Origin of the sequence: Methanosarcina sediminis (genome assembly GCF_052056915.1) — an archaeon.
Lineage (GTDB): Archaea > Halobacteriota > Methanosarcinia > Methanosarcinales > Methanosarcinaceae > MTP4.
Genome location: NZ_CP195119.1, coordinates 105,701 through 122,993, shown reverse-complemented (window position 1 = coordinate 122,993; position 17,293 = coordinate 105,701). Strand labels below are relative to the sequence as shown.

Sequence of the window (17,293 nt, the reverse complement as noted above, 5' to 3'; positions counted from 1 at the left end):
CGGTATACATAGTTTCACTACACTATAATTTATCCTAACGTTTGAATTTCTCTTACAGTATTTAGCCTTTTTCTTTCCGCCTATATTTTTTCTGCTCTGGTTTTTCCTTAAACCGGGGTGTTTAACCTGTACCTCTGTACCTCATTGCCAATTTTTTCGCTGGAGAGGGTTGTTAATACAACTGTTTTGATATGTTTGCTTATGTACTCAATCAGATAATTTAGCCTTTGGTGGTCGAGGAATGTCAATTCATCCAGAACAATTACAGGATAATACTCCATTACTTTATATGTTATGTACCCGCTTAACATCACGACAAGGCCCACTACCTCAAGTTCCGATGTGCTGAGGGTCTTAAGGGATTCCCTGTCAAAATACCCGGCGCCTTCCCTGGATGTCCGGCTAATCTTCAGTTCAAAATTGGGGTCCAGTATAATGGCATCAACGTTTTTGAACCTGAGCAGCGCATATACCTGCTGAAGTATTTTATTGAAATTTGCACGGATGTTTTCTTCCAGGTTGCGGATTTCTCTGCGCCTCGATATGATCTTGCCTTCTACGGCTTCAAGTTCTTCCTGTTTATTTGCTTTTTCAACCTGGAGCAGGCTGTTTGCATTTAATTTCTTCCCAACGTTTTTTATCTCGGTCTCGAGTCTTCCAATCGCCTGGTTTACTTCGGAAAACTGCCCTGTGATTTCGGTGGATTTTGTTTCAAATTGATTTTCAAGCTCCCTGGCAAGCTTTTCCAGTTGTTCTTTCTTTTCTTCAGCAGCTTTCAGCTGGGTTTGGGATTGGGTGTGCCTTGTTTTCAGGGATGCAAGTTCCATGTGGATTAATGACATACGTTTTTTATAATCCCTGATGTCATTTTCAAGCTTCTTAAGCTCCTCTCCCGCTTCTTTAAGCTCGGAGATTCGGGCATCAACCCGATTGATATTCTTTAATTGTTCGGACCGGAGCTTGATTAATTGCTTTTTATGTTTTTCAAGGGCCGATTTTTGAGATGCCTGGCCGCAAAGGGGGCATAAGATAGTTTCATCAAAAAAAGCTTTTTCAAGTATGGACCCACATTGTTTTTCGGGGTCAAGGCAAAGCCGAACCGAAGATTTAAGCTGCTTTTCCAGTTCATCTATAAAATGATTGAGAGTATCTACCTGCGAATGGAACTCATTTTTTTCCTCATTATGGGCTGCAATCTCTTTCCAGATGGAATCCAGGTTACCCTTCTTTTCCCTTTTGGCCCTGTCGATGTTCTCCGAATGTTTCCCGGATTCGAGTTCCAGCATTGAAATCTGGTTTTCCAGGCCGGAGATCGAGGACTTGAGGCGGGAAATCAGACCTTTTGTTTCTCCAAGAAGCTGGGCGGCATTTTCGTATTCCTTGCCAGTGGAATCTTTTCCCTGCAATTCCCTCTGTTTTTCCTTTATCCTGTCATGCCTGGCTCTAAGGGTTTCAAGTTCCCTATTCAGGGCTTTGAAATCGTTTTGGAGGATGTGATCATCTGTGATTTTTTTATCCAGTATCTCCGATTCTTTTTGAAGCTTTTTTTTCCGGTCCTCAAGTATATTCAGCTCTGCCCTGAGCTGGTCCGTGTTTGTGTATTCCATCAAAAGCTGCTTCATATTTTGACCGGAGCGGACCGCCATAAGTATCTCGTTGTCGTATCCTCCTATAGCGAACCTGCGGACAAGCGGCTCAAGGTTTTCATCGACCAGCCGGTCTCCTTCGATTTTCGTACCTTTCGGGGTGCGAAAAATATTTCTCTTAAAAACATTGCCTGCGGAATCTTTCACTTCCACAGAGCCGTAAGGGCTGCCCGAATGAAGAATGTGGCTGTACTCCTCACTCTTTCCCGTGGGGGTAACTAACAAAAGCAATGCACGTAGCAGGGAGGTTTTTCCTGCGGCATTTGGGGCTTCAATTACATTTAGTCCTTCTTTTATATTTAATTTAAGATCCGTAAGCCCTCCAACGTTCTGGGCATTGATTTCAAAATCCTGTAACCTGGCTTTCATGGGGAATCCCCGCGAGTATAAACTCCGCTATTTTTGACAAAACATGACGATTTCTTAATATATTAAATGACTCTTTTTCTATTTTTTCAAATTGATCTCTGTTTTTCAGTATAACTCTTTCTTCTGTTTCTATACCCCTTTCTCGATTCTATGGATAATGGTCCTATGGATAACATTTGTTCTATTAATGGTATAATGTGTGTTGTATCCGCTACTTATAGACTATTGCTATATTTGTAGTTTATTCCTCAGGCTTGATCCCCATATTATTTATTATAGTCAGCCGAATTTTTTTGACTGGGTTTTTGCATTAAAGTCGTATTTCTTTCCATATGCTGAATTGACGTGTGCTTTCTATGTTTTCGGTTTCCCATAACTCTTTAACCTTATTTTTTGGTCTTGTTATTTTTTTCATTGTATATGCAGGATTAAGCAGAACGTTTAAGTATATACTAGATACTTTTTAGTATATATTTAAAATCCAGGGTTGAAGGAACAATAAACAAAAGTCGATATGGATGATAAACGAAGGCTATGAGCAAAGGGGGAATGAAAGTGTGCCCGGAAAAGTGTTGATTGAGAACCGCTTGCATGAGGACTTAAAAAAGGGGAAGGAGTCCCGGAAACTTAATGAGTACTGCAAAGCTCTTGGCTGGGACTGCAAAAAGCTGCAGCTCTCCCTGGTTTGTGAAGGGATTAAAGACGAGACCCTGTATCTTGACGAACCGAACGGCAAATTCATCGATACCCTGGCTCGTTTTTTGCTGCTTTCGGAGCCTTCAATCCTTGTGATATATTCTTCGGCCGGCCTGGGGAAAACCAGCGCAAAAGATTTTGTTACCCGGACCCTGAACTCCAGTGACGATTTTTACATTTCGGCGGTAAACGGTTCGGGAAAAACTTTCCTTCAGCTCCTGAAAGGGGTTCTAAGGGACCTGAGTTCTGCAAATAAGACTCCACGCAACCTGGACTTTGTCTGGAAAAAACTGATGATGGCCATCCTTGAGTTAAAGGAAGCAGGAATTACCACGGTTATCTGGGTTGATGATGCCGAAAAGCTTGAAAGTGGAGACCTTTTAATTCTCCGGTCCCTTGCGGAAGCCAGGACTTTTTCCGGGGAAAAAGCATGCAAGATCGTTTTAGCGGGAACTCCTTCCTTAAAGAAAAAGACGGATAACCTCCTTGAGTGGAATCCTTTTGACAAAGAAGAAATGGAGGCAAACAGGGCATTCTTTTGTCTCGAACTTAAAAAATGGAACGCGGACCATATCTTTAGATGGTGGGAACTCTTATCGAAATTTTGTTCCACTACCGGAAAGGCCTCCAATCCCTTCTCGGGGAAGGCGGCAGAGAGAGTGCTGGAATTCAGCGAGGGTATCCCTTGGGATATTATGCGGCTTACCAGGCATGTTTTATTTGAAAAAGCTTCGAAGTATCGGGGAAATGAGTCCGATGCCCGGATTACAGAAGATGATGTATTGAATAGTGTATCAAATAGTGTATCAACGACTTGAGCCGGAGGCTTGCAATAAATGGAAAAAAAAGAAAGCGCGTCTGATAAATTGAAAAGGCGTTTGATGGAGCCGAAAACTTGTTCGAAAACCACGGGAGCTCGGGCTGGCTCTGTCTCCGAAGTCAAAGGTTCCGGCACCGGCCAGGATGCGGGTCCCGGTGCAGGGTATGACAGGGAACTGATTTCCCGGGCAATTGATGCCGCACTGAAAAACCCGAGAATAGGAGCCTGGTCCCCCAGGTCGGCAATGATCCTCAATTACATAAAATTCACCCGTCCGCTGGGTGGGACTTCCCTCAGTTCCGAAATCGATGAAATCCTTACCAGAGGCCTGATTTCCAGATACCCCGAACTCCATAAGGCAATCGAGGAGTTCATGGGTGAAAAACAAATAGAGATCCCCGGGAAAAAAGGGAAAAAGTAAAGGAAGGCCTGAGCTCTGCCTTCTGACGCTTTCCTTTATACTGGTCTTTTCCCGGAAATATCCCGTGAACGAAAAAGCCGTTGATTTCGGCTTCGCGCTCTTTGAAGTATTCCATGAATGCGGATTTGATTTCGAGGAGAGTATCTTTCAGGGGGAGGCCTCCCGCGTGGAGAAATTGAAACAGTTTTTGAGGGTCATTTTTCTAAAGTCTTTAGCTTGATTCTATTTTAAATCTTTCAAATCTTTTCTGTTTCAATTACTTCATCTTTTTCATTAAATTCAGGGGCAAGCCGGTTGCTGCGCAACCGTGGGTGGGCATGAGGTTGGACTACGAAACCGGGAACTCGGTAACTATTGACAAAGTGAAAAGTAAAAATTCGCTATGAAAATTCATAACCGTTTCCAAGTCTACTAAAAAGATCCAAGAAGAAAGGTAATTCAGAAAGATTATTAATAGTTAGGTCTATAGTTAGCACAGTTTCGAGTAACACTATTATAAAATTAAATTATAACTTTTATGTAAATATCATTAAAAAAGTAGAATTATAAATTTTATGTAATGATGTTACTTACTTTTATCACTGGGTTTTGGAACTGAGTCTTTATAGGAATCTTCTATTGTAATATGAAATATTTTGAGAGAAAATTTACACAGAGAACTCTGGGGATAAGAGTACATGGACAGAAAAAAGCTGATTAAACTGTCAGGCCTGAATCTGGGCATTGCCGCCGCCAACATAGTTACCTTTTCTCCAAGATTGATCGGACTGGGGTTCTTCGGGGCCAGTGCACTTGAAACAGCCCTTGGCATCACATTCATCTTCTTAAGCGGCGCCGGGTTAATCTACGGCAATTATGAGCTCCTTACCGGACCGGAGAAAGTAGTTCAAATTGATAAAGTCTGGACGGTGGATGATTATATTAAAGCACTGAATATTCACAGGGGGCTCAAAACATTCGAAAAAACCGTTGACTTGATGCTCGATCAGATTGAGCGGCTGCAGAAAAAGAATACAACTATCCGGGATATCCTTCTGCAGATCTTCAGTGCCTCAGAGATGAGCTACAGGAAATTTGATGCGGTCATCGCCGAGGTGGAAGAGATCTTTTTTATGAATATCCGCAGCATCCTCAATAAATTGGATGCATTCGATGAAGATGACTACAATTTCGTTAGAAAAAAGTACGAAGAAGGGGCTTTTTCGCAGCAATTTATGGAAGAAAAACTTAAAATTTTTAATGAGTATATCAATTTTGTGAAAGCTGCCACTGAAGATAATGAGCAGATCCTGCTAAAGCTTGATAAGCTGCTGCTGGAGATCTCAGGCTTAAACAGTGTAGAGAGTGGCCAACTGGAGCAAATGCCCGGCATGATCGAGATCGATAATCTGATCAAACAGGCAAAATACTACAAGAATTGAAGAGGGAGGCATCGGCATGCCGAACGAAAACAACAATAAAGTAATTTTAAAGATAATCGGAGCAGCAGTTGGAGTATTTATTTTAGTTTATCTGGCGATTACTATAATAGGACCCGATGAGAGATCGCTGGACGGCGTCGTTAAAGACATCAATGTGAATACAGTCTCGCATCCTATGGGCCATGTTGACGTTTCCCCGGACCGGAAAAACTCCCTGTCCGAAGACCTGCCTGATATCTCCAAATACCCTCCGCAGGTTGATAGCAGCACTCCCACCTACATCGAAATATTCTCCTCAACGGAAAAAGCTGGCAGCGGTGCTGATGGCTGGCTAACGGAAGTGGCAAGAGACTTCAATGACGCGGGAATAATGATTGACGGCAAACAGGTATCGGTAAGGCTCAGAGGAATTCCTTCAGGGGAAGCCGCCGATTATATTACTTCCGGGAAGTATTTGCCGGATGCCTATACGCCGTCCAATGAGCTCTGGGGCGAGCTGATCATCTCCAGAGGGGTTAAAGCCGAGTTAGTGGAAGAAAGACTTGCTGGCAATGTAGCCGGGGTCCTGCTCACCAAATCCAAGAAAGACGAACTGGTAAACAAACACGGGGCAGTCAATACCAGGACGATTACCGATGCTGTCGCGAACAAGGAACTGGCGATGGGCTACACCAATCCTTTTGCCAGTTCAACCGGGCTGAACTTCCTGATCTCAACTTTATACACCTTTGACAGCAGCAACCTATTGAGCGACAAAGCAAAAGCAGGATTTGAGGGCTTCCAGGCCAATATTCCCGTGGTCGCCTATACTACTCTGCAAATGAGGGAATCTGCCAAATCAGGTGCTCTGGACGGTTTTGTCCTGGAATACCAGACCTATGTGAATACACCGGATATCGGGTACTACGAATTTACTCCCTTCGGGTTCAGACATGACAGCCCGATGTATGCGATCGGCGAACTATCGGCAGAGGAAAGGAAAATCCTGGACGAATTCGTTGAATTCTCCCAGCAGGAAAAGTACCAGAACCTGGCCACCGAGTATGGTTTTAATGGCTTTGATGAATACCAGTCCGAAACCGGACCCGTCAGCGGCGATGTGATCATCCAGGCCCAAAAACTCTGGAAAGAAAAGAAAAAGCCTATTTGCGCAGTATTTGTGGCTGATGTCTCCGGCAGCATGATGGGCGAGCCGCTGAACAATTTGAAAGATTCATTGCTCAAAGGCCAGTACTACATCGGGGAGGACAATATGATTGGCCTGATCTCATATTCCAATGATGTCAATATCGATCTGCCGATTGCCAGATTCGATCTGAACCAGAGAGCCTCGTTTGTCGGAGCGGTTAATGATTTGCAGGCCGTCGGCGGCACGGCAACCTTCGATGGGATTGCTGTCGCCATGAAGATGATCGAGGACCAGCGGGCCGTAGATCCCGATCTGAGACCGGTTCTCTTCGTTCTCAGCGACGGCGAGACCAATGAAGGCCATTCGCTGAGCGACATTGAAGACATCGTGGAGGACCTTGGAATACCTATATACACAATTGGCTACAATGCGAATCTTCCGGCCCTGCAGGCTATCTCCAGCATCAATGAGGCTGCCAGCATTAACGCCGATAACGATGACGTTGTTTATAGGCTGGGCAATCTGTTCAATGCTGAAATGTAAATACGGGAGGGGCTAAGATGACTTTTACTATGGAAGTTCCCGATGAAGCGGCGATCAAGAGTGAGGTGGAGGAGCAGGTCAAACCGGTATCTGAGGAGGTCGCCCAGCTTCGGACTGTAGCGGAGAAAAATGTTGCGGAAATTCTGACCCTGGATATCGATGAATTTGCCAAAAAGAAGCATATCCTCCAGTCGATCGAGTCTTTTGGGGCTGCCTCGATGAAAAGCTCGGCAGATAAAAATTCTTTGCTGCGGGTGACAGTCGGGAAGCTGTCCAAGGACGGCGATGAAGGCGGTGTTGTGGCAAAAGGCCTAATGGATTTGAACCGGGAATTAAAAGACCTGGACCCCAGCCTGGTTGATTTCACCAGGACCGGCATTTTCGGCAAGCTGTTCAACCCGGTCAGGGACTATTTTGCCAGATACCAGAAAGCAGATTCGGTGATTGCGGATATCATTGTCTCTCTTGACAAAGGGAAAACAACTCTGAAAAACGATAATACTACTCTGGAGCTCGAACAGCAGGCGTTGCGCAATTTGACTAAAAAGCTGATGAAAGAGGTCCGGCTTGGTACCCTGATGGACGAATCCATTGAAACGCAGATCGAAGCAGCCAGAGCCAGTAACGAAGACCCGGAAAATATTAAATTTGTCACCGAAGAAGTCCTGTTTCCGCTGCGGCAGCGGATTATGGATATGCAGCAGATGATCGTAGTCAACCAGCAGGGCGTAATGGCAACAGAGCTTGTGATCAGAAATAATAAGGAACTGATGCGCGGGGTAGAAAGGGCCAAAAATGTGACGGTTTCCGCTTTGAAGACTTCTGTGATGGTTGCCGGCGCTCTCTATAACCAGAAGATTGTCCTGAAGAAGATCCAGATGCTCAATGAGACTACGAATAATATCATCGGCAGCACCTCGCAAATGCTGAAGGAACAGGGAGCGGAAATCCAGGAACAGTCAATGGAAACCAGTATATCTGTCGAGACGCTGAAGACTGCCTTTACCGATGTCATGGAAGCGCTGGATTCCATCAGCACCTATAAGCAGGAAGCTCTGCCCAAAATGCGGGATACTATAGAGCAGTTCAAGGAACTGGCTGCCAGAAGTGAAGAACAGATTCAGCAGCTTGAGAAGGGCCATAAACTGGAGCTCTAGCTGAAGAAAGCCGATGCATTGAATGTAAAGCTTACAACTCCCGGCAGTCGGGGAGGCCCTGGATGTGATCGAAGAAATAAGTGGAGTATCAGGGACTACCTGTACTCAGCCGGGGGACCTTAGGTAAAGTTTTTATAATAAAAACACTGATGACTGATTAGTCAATCTTTAATGCCGAGAGTAAAAAAATGGATAAGCAGGTTAAGGACAAAAGAACCGCAATTATGGATGCAGCCCTGAAGCTCTTTACGGAAAGGGGTTTTCACGGCACATCCACCGCCCAGATTTCAAAAGAGGCGGGGGTTGCCACAGGCACTCTATTCAATTATTTCCCTACGAAGGAAGACCTGATAAACAGCCTGTATTTCGAAGTAAAAGGGCAATTAAGTAAAAGCATGGGGAAAGAAATTGAAGCACAGAGTACGTTCCAGGGCAAATTAAGAAAAATATGGTCAAATTTAATCAATTGGGGTGTGGACAACCAGGAGGAATTCCTTTTTGTCGGGCAGTTCTGCTCATCCCCTTACATATCAAAATTTACGCGGGAAGAAGTGATGAAAGAGTATGTCTTCCTTCATGAACTTGTGGATGAAGGAATAAAAACGGGAGAGATCAGAGATTTTTCCGCGGATTTGACCATTTCAATGTTTTATCAGGGTAGCAGGGCGGTAGTGAACCTTCTCCTTGATTCAGGTCACTTGCAGGATAAAAATAAGATTATAGAAGATGGATTCCAGATTATCTGGAGAGGGCTGGCCAATAATTAATTTTTTTCATTCAATCATCGAGTGATTAGTCAATCAGATTTTAAGCAAACATTTATATGGCATTATACATTTTATTGATTGACTGGTCAGTCAAATCGGGATTCACATTATATCATGGTTTCGTCTCAAACTGCGCTTAAAAATTAAAGGAGACTAAAATATGAATGTATCAAATGATTTAAGTGAAAGTACAATTTTTCCGAAAGGAGAGGAACTTCCGGAAATGTTCAGCAAGTATTTTTCAGGTAAAGCATGGCTTAGCATGCTAGTTGGGAGGGATAATGAATTTAATTGTCCCATCGGAAATGTGACATTCGAACCCGGATGCAGGAATAACTGGCATAAGCACCCAGGCGGGCAGATCCTGTTAGTTACAGGCGGACGTGGTTATTACCAGGAGGAAGGAAAGCCTGCACGGGAACTTAAACCAGGTGATGTAGTGCTAATCCCTTCAAATGTAAAGCACTGGCATGGAGCAGCACATGACAGCTGGTTCGTACACCTTTCTGTTGAGACGAATGTTAGTGCAGGTCCGGTTGAATGGCTGGAACCCGTAACCGATGAAGAATATCCCGATTTGAAATAGGACGGTAAAAACAATTTATGCGATGTGTGGGATAAAAATGACTAATTTCAACGAGAAGAAATATCTTATCGTCTATTATTCGCATGCGGGTAATAACTATACCACATTTGAGTGATTAGTCAATCAATACACATATGTACTAAATATCCTATCCATTACTGACTGTTCAGTCAGTCACTCACAATACTATTGATACAATTCTAATATTCGGGAGAAACAAAAATGTCAGAAATTATAGAAAACAAAAGAAAAGTCAGTGAAAAAACCTTTGAACTCAGTGAAAAGGTAACTGTAGAAAAAGTATCCTATAAAAACAGGTATGGAATTACCGTTGCAGCAGACATGTACCTGTCAAAGGACATAGATAAGTCTAGAAAGTACCCGGCAATTGTCATAGGAACACCTTATGGTGGTGTAAAAGAGCAAGGTGCCGGTATTTACGCACAGAATATGGCAGAAAGGGGATTTGTTGCCATTGCATTCGATGAATCTTTCAATGGAGAAAGCGGTGGTGAACCAGGACATACTTCATCTCCGGATATATTTGTTGAAGATTTCAGTGCAGGAGTAGACTTTCTGGGAACACGTCCCTTCGTGGACAGGAACAGGATTGGAGCTATCGGCATCTGTGGAAGTGGAGCATTTTCAATTACTGCAGCTCAAGTTGACCCACGTATCAAAGCTGTTGCCACTGCAAGCATGTATGATATGAGCAGAATGCTACGCAATGGATGGGAAGATTCAATGACTGAAGAGCAGCGTGCTGAAACTCTGGTTCAGCTTGGCGAGCAACGATGGAAAGACTTCGAGAATGGTACTCCAGAATTGCCTATGGGTTTCCCAGGTGAACCAGCTGATTCAATTCCAGAAGGATTGGATCCAATTTCAAGTGAATTTTTTGAATACTACGGAATGGAACGTGGACATCATCCTAATGCAGGAGCCGCATTCACAATTACAAGTAGCATGTCATTCATGAACTTTCCTTTGCTGAACTACATTGATACCATTTCACCAAGACCAATTTTGTTCATCATCGGCGAGAATGCTCACTCCAGGTATTTCAGTGAAGATGCCTATGAAAGGGCTGCTGAACCCAAAGAACTCTACATTGTTCCGGGAGCAAGACATATTGATCTGTACGACAGGACTGATATGATTCCGTTTGACAAATTAGAATCATTCTTTGCAAAATATCTAGGTTACAAAAAATGAGCAGAGCAATGTTCCACGAACCGAAATTCGAAAAATTATCTGGAGAGGTCTAGTTGAAAACGAATTTTTCACCCGTTTTGTGAGTGACCGATCAATCATACACAATAATTAACGGATGATTTCTCGTAAAAATAAGCAGTCAATCAAAAGATCAATCAGGAGCAAGTAAAATAGAACAGAAAATAAGGAGAATGAAAAATGCTGTACAGAAAAATGCCAAAGAACGGGGACGAACTCTCAGTACTGGGTTTCGGCTGCATGCGTCTTCCGGTAAAAGAAGACAGGACAATCGATGAAGAAAGAGCAAAAAACCAGGTCCGCTACGCAATCGACCACGGGGTAAACTACATCGATACGGCCTGGCCTTACCACATGGGTGCGAGCGAGCCATTCCTCGGAAGAGCCCTTGCCGACGGCTACCGGGAAAAGGTCAAACTCGCAACAAAGCTCCCCTCCTGGATGGTTGAAAGCCGGGAGGAAATGGATAAATTCCTGAACGCCCAGCTTGAAAAGCTCAACACCGACCACATTGACTATTACCTCATACACTCCCTCGTTGGCGAACTCTGGGACAATGTTGAAAAACTGGGTGTGGCTGATTTCCTTGACAAAGCAAAAGCTGACGGTCGTATAGTCAATGCAGGCTTTTCCTTCCACGGCTCGAGAGAGGATTTCAGGCGGATAGTTGACTCTTATGAATGGGACTTTTGCCAGATCCAGTACAATTTCCTGGACGAAAAGAACCAGGCAGGCACCGAAGGCCTGGAATATGCAGCCTCGAAGGGCCTTGGCGTAATCATCATGGAACCCCTGCGCGGGGGCAAACTCGCAAGCCCCATGCCTCCTGCTGTGGAAGAGATCTGGGACGAGGCTTCGGTAAAGCGGACAGCTGCGGAATGGGGCCTTCGCTGGGTCTGGAACCACCCTGAAGTAACGGTCGTACTTTCCGGCATGAACGAGGAAGCCCACATCGAGGAGAACCTGAAAGTGGCAGGCGAGGCTTACCCGAATTCCCTGACAGAAACCGAACTTGAGCTGGTCGGAAGGGCCGAGAAAAAGTACCGCGAACTCATGAAAGCAGGCTGCACCGGCTGCAGGTACTGTATGCCCTGCCCTTCAGGGGTGAATATTCCTGCCTGTTTTGATGCATACAACAACCTGCACATGTCCGGCAATGCCGATGAAGCAAAGTTCATGTATGCAGCAAGTCTGGGCGGTGCCCTTGGAGGAGACCCCGGCTTTGCTTCCCAGTGTGTGCAGTGTGAAGAGTGCCTGGAAAAATGCCCCCAGCACCTTGAGATCCCCACTCTCCTCGAATCTGTGATAGAAGACCTCGAGGGGCCGGACCTTGAACAGAGGGTCGCAATGGCAAAACAGCTGTTTGCGAAGAAAACCACAGACTGAATATTCAGGACCTGACTCCGGGTCCGGTATTTCAAAAGTGAACCTCGATAGATTGCTCGAAAAACCTTCTTAATATGGAGCATTTATCGAATCACATTCTTTTTTTGAAAAATATGCATATTTTCCGGAGAAAATTGTAATTTTAGAGCAAATCTTCCATTTTCAGGGTAGCTTTTCAAATCTTCAGACAAATCCATGTCGATAGATAAATTTAAATAGTATTGTACCATTTCGATGATAAATCATCAGTTGATTTTTCATCAATCTGAATACAAACTATTAGTTTATTGACTATCTTTATACTAACTATTGCAATTTCATCTGCTGAAATCTCAGCTATACCCGGAAAGGGAACCAGGCATGTGGTTGCTGAAGCCTTTTTGCAGGATTGCAAATCTACAAAGTCATTGGTCTCTTACGGGCTTATTACAGCCTTATAGATCCCTGGAGAAAACATGGACCCTGAACGTATTAAGAAAATGAGGTTGATGAATCTTGAATGCCGGGCACTTTTCAGTAAATTGTTTGTAGACCGGTTTTTTCAAAAAGTAGCCGCATCTGAATATGCCGAACTCAAGGAGCTTAGCAAAAATCAACCTGCTGTTATCACGATAATTGGTCTGGTAAAGGAAATCATGCCTTCGACCATCGGGACATATGTGGGCATGGACCGGAGCAGCCTTTCGAGAATGGTTGATTCTCTGGAGGCAAAAGGATTTGTCCTGAGAAAAAACGATCCTGAAGACCGCAGGAAAGTCCTTGTTTCCCTTACGGAAAAAGGGGAAAGGTGCTATGAACTCCTGAATGAGATCACCGAGGAGCTGACTGCCGAGACCCTGAGCTTATGCGATGAGCAGGATTTCAGGGATTATGAAAAGAGCCTTGAAACAAAGTTACGTGTCCTGAGGAAAATCGATTCTGCTATGGAAGGCGAAAAGAAAGCTCAGGGACCGGTTAAGCTCGAAACCCTGAAAAGCACAGCAAAAATAATTTGAGAAATTCGGGAATTTAAATAAATTGATGCAGGACTTCAATTTTTAGTATCCTTCAAGGAGGGAAAACATGACCCTGAAACTTATCAACAACCTGCAAAAACTCGGCTTTACGGAAAACGAGGCAAAGATCTACGCCTCCCTTGTCTGTTTGAAAGAGGGCACAGCAAGGGAAATCTATGAAGCAAGCAGTGTGCCCAGGCCCAAAGTGTACAAAGTCCTCAGGGGCATGGCGGATAAAGGATATGTCCGGATTATTGAAGGGGAACCGACCCATTTTACTTGCCTCCGTCCTGATAAACTGATCTCGAGGATCAGGGCTGACTTTATGCTCTCTTTGAACGAAACCTTCTACGGTCTCAATGCCTTAAGCCTTGAAAAAGAAGTCCAGGATTTTGAAAATCCCGCAGAAATCGGACTAAGGTGCTAAAAGGAATCCCAGACAGGGTTCAGTTTGATCTGTTTGGGGCTTTTTTGCAGCAAAATCATTGTTCAAAAGCTGTTGCTATGGAATTTTTCGAATTATACGAAAATTAACTGGATCAAAATTAACTGAATGACGGCTTAACTTGATTAAGGTTGAGTGAATCAAAGTTGAGTGAATCAAGGCTTGACTGAGTAGAAAACCGGAAGAAATTAAATAATGATACAAGCCTCCAGAGGGGGATTCCATATAAAAAACATTTTTGAAAAACTGGGCATTTTTATCCAGGGCAACCGTGCAATCATACTTGCGGTTGTGTTTATGCTGGTCCTGCTCTCTTTCCAGGGAGCCCAATACATCGAAATGGCGTCCGGGACCGATACCCAGGTGTCAAAGGATTCGCAGCTGTACAAGGACTATGACCATCTCTTCCTGAACACCTTCAGTACGGAAAGCATTGTTGTGATGGTGGAAGGAAACGATGTTGAAACAGTAGCCCTTATGAAGGCAGCCGATAGGCTGGAGCATCAGGTAGAGAATATCCCCGGGGTTACTGCGGTTTCAAACCCTGCTTCCATCATGAAGCAAATTAATTATGCAAATACCGGAAGGTCCAGGATTCCCTATTCTGATCCGGAAGTCAGGGAGATGGTAGATAGCTATCCTGAATATTTCGACTCACTTGTGCTTGATGATACCCATATGCTCATATCTATCGGGATCGAAGGGAGCAGCACGGACCAGGAGCAGGAAGACATCATCAACAATGTCGAAATCGCCTCAAAAGAAGCCGTTTTTCCTCCGGGGTATAACCTGATTATCACAGGCGGACCTTCTCTTATGCTTGACATTAACAGTGAACTGGGAAAGAGTATGGGCGTATTGCTCGGGATTGCCGGAATTTTGATGGCAGTCGTCCTTATCCTTGTGTTCAGGCATGTCCGGTGGGGCCTTCTCCCGCTACCTGTAGTCCTGGTCGGGATCGTCTTTACCTTCGGGTTCATGGGATATGCAGGTGTTCCCATGACAATGGTCTCAATGTCGGCTTTTCCGGTGCTGATAGGGATCGGGATTGACTATGCCATCCAGTTCCACAACAGGATGGAAGAAGAAATCAGTGCCGGGAAAACTTCCGCACAGGCCCTTGTCTATACGGTCAAGCACACCGCCCCCGCCGTCCTGATTGCCCTGGCAATGACGTCTCTAGGCTTTGTTTCTCTGTTCACCTCTGTCGTCCCCATGATCCAGGATTTTGGAAAACTCCTGCTCATCGGGGTAATCATGTGTTACCTTTCTTCACTCTTTTTCGGGCTGGTTACCCTCTACACTTTTGACTGGATATCTCAGAAAAACCTGTTTGGGATGTTTAAAAAGAGGGAGGGAGGAAAAGGTGAAAATGACTCCGGGAAAGGGTCAGAGGATTTATCCGGATCCGCCCCCGCCGGGCATGAACCCGGAGCTCTTGAAAAAACCCTGAAAAAACTGACAGGCTACACCCTGAAATATTCCACCGTAATTCTCGTAGTCGCTCTTTTGACCTGTTCCGCGGGGCTGTATGCCGACCGTTCGATTCCTATCCAGACCGATACCAACACCTTCATTCCCCAGGACATGCCTTCCCTGATCAGCTATAAACACATGCAAAGCATCATGCCGGGGTCCGGGGACCACCTGAATGTCATTCTGAAAGTTGAGGATAACAGCGATCCCGAACTGCTGGAATGGATGAACGATTTTTCCCAACATGAAGTAGCAAGTCGGTCGCACATCTATAGCGCCACAAGTATCGTGGACCTGGTAAAGGAAAGAAACGACGGGACAATTCCCGAGACCTCTGAGGAAATACAGGCAATATACGAAGAAATCCCGGAGAGCCAGAAGCAAAAATACATGGAAGGCGGGCAGCTGCTTCATATTGACCTGGACATCGGGACCGCTATGGATGACCTTGAAGTTACGGGCATCGAGGAATTGCGGGACATTGTTACGGAAGATCTCGGATGGATGCAGCCGCCTCCCGGGGCCACTGTTACAATCACGGGGGATTCCGTGGTTCTCATTGGTATGATTGACGGGCTTACAAAAGGCCGGACCCAGATGACCCTGCTAGGGGTTTTCCTGGTACTTATAGGCCTTCTGGTGGTTTACAGGGATCTCATAAAGGCACTCTCCCCCATTATCCCCATGATAATCGTGATTGGCTGGTCAGGCCTTTTCATGACGGGCATGGGAATTGCATACAACCCTATGACTTCGGTCATGGGCGCCCTTATTCTTGGGGTCGGGTGCGAGTATTCCATCCTTATGATGGAACGCTATTTTGAAGAAAGAGATGCCGGAATGGACCCGGTTGAGGCTATTTCCCAGGCCATAACAACCACGGGGACAGCCCTGATTGCGTCGGGGGCAACAACCGTATTTGGCTTTTCAGCCCTGATAGCCTCGCCGTTCCCGATAGTCAGCAGTTTCGGGCTGGTCACGGTTATTGATGTCCTCCTGGCAATGCTTGTGACCTTTGTGATTTTCCCGCCCCTTATTGTACTGATGGACGGACACAGGGGAAAGAAGCTGGGAATAGTTGAGAAATTACAGAGTATATGGAAGAGAAGCCTGCCTGAACCTGGCAATACATGAAAATATAGAGAGCCTGGAGAGAATCAATCGGAAAAGCGGAGAAGATCCGGAGAGGATTTAAAAAGGGTTTGGAGAGGACAAGCATGAAATCAAAACTACTGGATACCATATTCTTTTCGGAAAAGAGAAAGAACCTGCTGTTGTTTCTGGCAGACGGCCCGAAAAGTTCCGGGGAGATAAAGGAAGCTTTTGATTTTCCCTGGAAATCCATGATCCCGCAGATAAAGCAGCTCCTGAAAACCGGCCTGGTCGAAAAGGAGGGCGATATGTATCGGCTTTCGGGAATGGGCCCCGTAGTGGTTGCAAACATGAAAAACCTGCTCGGGACTCTGGAGCTTTACGAAGAGAATATGGATTACTGGAAGAACCACGAGCTCAGTTCTCTTCCCCCTTTCCTGAGAGAAAGAATCCATGAACTGAAGAGGTGCCGGGTTATCCCTCTCAAAAACGAAAGTATCCTGCTCCAGAACAGGGTACTGAACAGCATCCTGGCTTCAGGCCGGGTCAGGCTCTTTTTTTCAGCCTTTTACTCCGAACTTCCGTTTTTTTATTCCGAACTCCTGGAAAGAAAGATCGAGACCGGGATCATAATCAGTGAAGCCGCTTTTAAAGACATGCAGGAGGAACTGCTTGAAGACAAAAATTCCCCTGAGCTGAAAAACTCCCTTTTCGGAACTCTCTTCAAGGGATACAGAAAAGAAACAGGCAAACTCCTGGACAGGGAAAACCGGGACATTTTTGTATATACAGGAACCAGACTTCCTGCGGCAGTCCTGCTCACCGATGACCTTCTTTCGGTTGTGCTTTACGGGAAAAACGGGGTACTGACAAATCAATACCTACTCTCTCAGGAACCGGGGGCTTTGAAATGGGGAGAAGAGTTATTTATGTACTACATGAACAATTCAAAGCGGGTTTGTGATTACGAAGTAATCCGAAATTAAACGGCCCTTTGAATCCTCAAGCTATACGTTTAATATCCTCAGGCTATACGTTTATATATAGTTTAGAAGTTTATACAAAGAATGTGAAAAATTAAAAAGAGATGAACTAACAGGAAGAGACGAAA

The 17,293-nt window shown here is 44.9% G+C and carries 15 protein-coding genes; 14 read left to right on the top strand and 1 reads right to left on the bottom strand.

The genetic code is table 11. The features are described from left to right. Window positions 1–107 precede the first annotated feature (107 nt). Window positions 108–2,015, bottom strand: a complete 1,908-nt coding sequence (locus ACSAZK_RS00490; RefSeq protein ID WP_440955491.1) for an archaea-specific SMC-related protein — start codon at window positions 2,013–2,015, stop codon at window positions 108–110. A gap of 557 nt (window positions 2,016–2,572) precedes the next feature. Between ACSAZK_RS00490 and ACSAZK_RS00485 the strand changes: the two genes are divergently transcribed. The 14 genes from ACSAZK_RS00485 to ACSAZK_RS00420 all read left to right on the top strand — a co-directional run bounded on the left by ACSAZK_RS00485 (window position 2,573) and on the right by ACSAZK_RS00420 (window position 17,168). Next, a complete protein-coding gene (locus ACSAZK_RS00485) occupies window positions 2,573–3,529 on the top strand; it encodes an AAA family ATPase (RefSeq protein WP_440955490.1) in 957 nt (318 codons plus the stop codon). Between the two features lie 18 nt (window positions 3,530–3,547). Further along, on the top strand, window positions 3,548–3,952 hold the full coding sequence (locus tag ACSAZK_RS00480) for a hypothetical protein (RefSeq protein WP_440955489.1): 405 nt from the start codon (window positions 3,548–3,550) through the stop codon (window positions 3,950–3,952). Between the two features lie 64 nt (window positions 3,953–4,016). Continuing rightward, a complete protein-coding gene (locus ACSAZK_RS00475) occupies window positions 4,017–4,172 on the top strand; it encodes a hypothetical protein (protein ID WP_440955488.1) in 156 nt (51 codons plus the stop codon). A gap of 457 nt (window positions 4,173–4,629) precedes the next feature. Then, complete coding sequence (locus ACSAZK_RS00470) at window positions 4,630–5,373, top strand: hypothetical protein (RefSeq protein WP_440955487.1); 744 nt, start codon at window positions 4,630–4,632, stop codon at window positions 5,371–5,373. Window positions 5,374–5,389: 16 nt separating this feature from the next. Beyond that, the gene (locus ACSAZK_RS00465; RefSeq protein ID WP_440955486.1) at window positions 5,390–7,045 is read left to right on the top strand and encodes a vWA domain-containing protein; all 1,656 of its coding nucleotides are present in this window, start codon (window positions 5,390–5,392) and stop codon (window positions 7,043–7,045) included. Between the two features lie 17 nt (window positions 7,046–7,062). After that, the gene (locus ACSAZK_RS00460; protein WP_440955485.1) at window positions 7,063–8,202 is read left to right on the top strand and encodes a toxic anion resistance protein; all 1,140 of its coding nucleotides are present in this window, start codon (window positions 7,063–7,065) and stop codon (window positions 8,200–8,202) included. Between the two features lie 188 nt (window positions 8,203–8,390). Then, the gene (locus tag ACSAZK_RS00455) at window positions 8,391–8,969 is read left to right on the top strand and encodes a TetR/AcrR family transcriptional regulator (protein ID WP_440955484.1); all 579 of its coding nucleotides are present in this window, start codon (window positions 8,391–8,393) and stop codon (window positions 8,967–8,969) included. A gap of 160 nt (window positions 8,970–9,129) precedes the next feature. Then, window positions 9,130–9,555 carry a cupin domain-containing protein gene (locus ACSAZK_RS00450; protein ID WP_440955483.1) on the top strand — a complete coding sequence of 142 codons (426 nt, stop codon included), beginning with the start codon at window positions 9,130–9,132 and terminating at the stop codon, window positions 9,553–9,555. A gap of 222 nt (window positions 9,556–9,777) precedes the next feature. After that, on the top strand, window positions 9,778–10,770 hold the full coding sequence (locus ACSAZK_RS00445; protein ID WP_440955482.1) for an alpha/beta hydrolase: 993 nt from the start codon (window positions 9,778–9,780) through the stop codon (window positions 10,768–10,770). 198 nt (window positions 10,771–10,968) lie between these two features. Further along, window positions 10,969–12,174 carry an aldo/keto reductase gene (locus tag ACSAZK_RS00440; protein ID WP_440955481.1) on the top strand — a complete coding sequence of 402 codons (1,206 nt, stop codon included), beginning with the start codon at window positions 10,969–10,971 and terminating at the stop codon, window positions 12,172–12,174. Window positions 12,175–12,662: 488 nt separating this feature from the next. Then, window positions 12,663–13,169 (top strand): MarR family winged helix-turn-helix transcriptional regulator, encoded by a 507-nt coding sequence (locus ACSAZK_RS00435; protein WP_440955480.1) that lies wholly within the window; start codon window positions 12,663–12,665, stop codon window positions 13,167–13,169. Window positions 13,170–13,236: 67 nt separating this feature from the next. Continuing rightward, a complete protein-coding gene (locus ACSAZK_RS00430; protein WP_440955479.1) occupies window positions 13,237–13,596 on the top strand; it encodes a TrmB family transcriptional regulator in 360 nt (119 codons plus the stop codon). A 213-nt stretch (window positions 13,597–13,809) separates the two neighbouring features. Continuing rightward, complete coding sequence (locus tag ACSAZK_RS00425) at window positions 13,810–16,224, top strand: hydrophobe/amphiphile efflux-3 (HAE3) family transporter (protein ID WP_440955478.1); 2,415 nt, start codon at window positions 13,810–13,812, stop codon at window positions 16,222–16,224. Between the two features lie 83 nt (window positions 16,225–16,307). Beyond that, complete coding sequence (locus ACSAZK_RS00420) at window positions 16,308–17,168, top strand: helix-turn-helix transcriptional regulator (protein WP_440955477.1); 861 nt, start codon at window positions 16,308–16,310, stop codon at window positions 17,166–17,168. Window positions 17,169–17,293 lie beyond the last annotated feature (125 nt).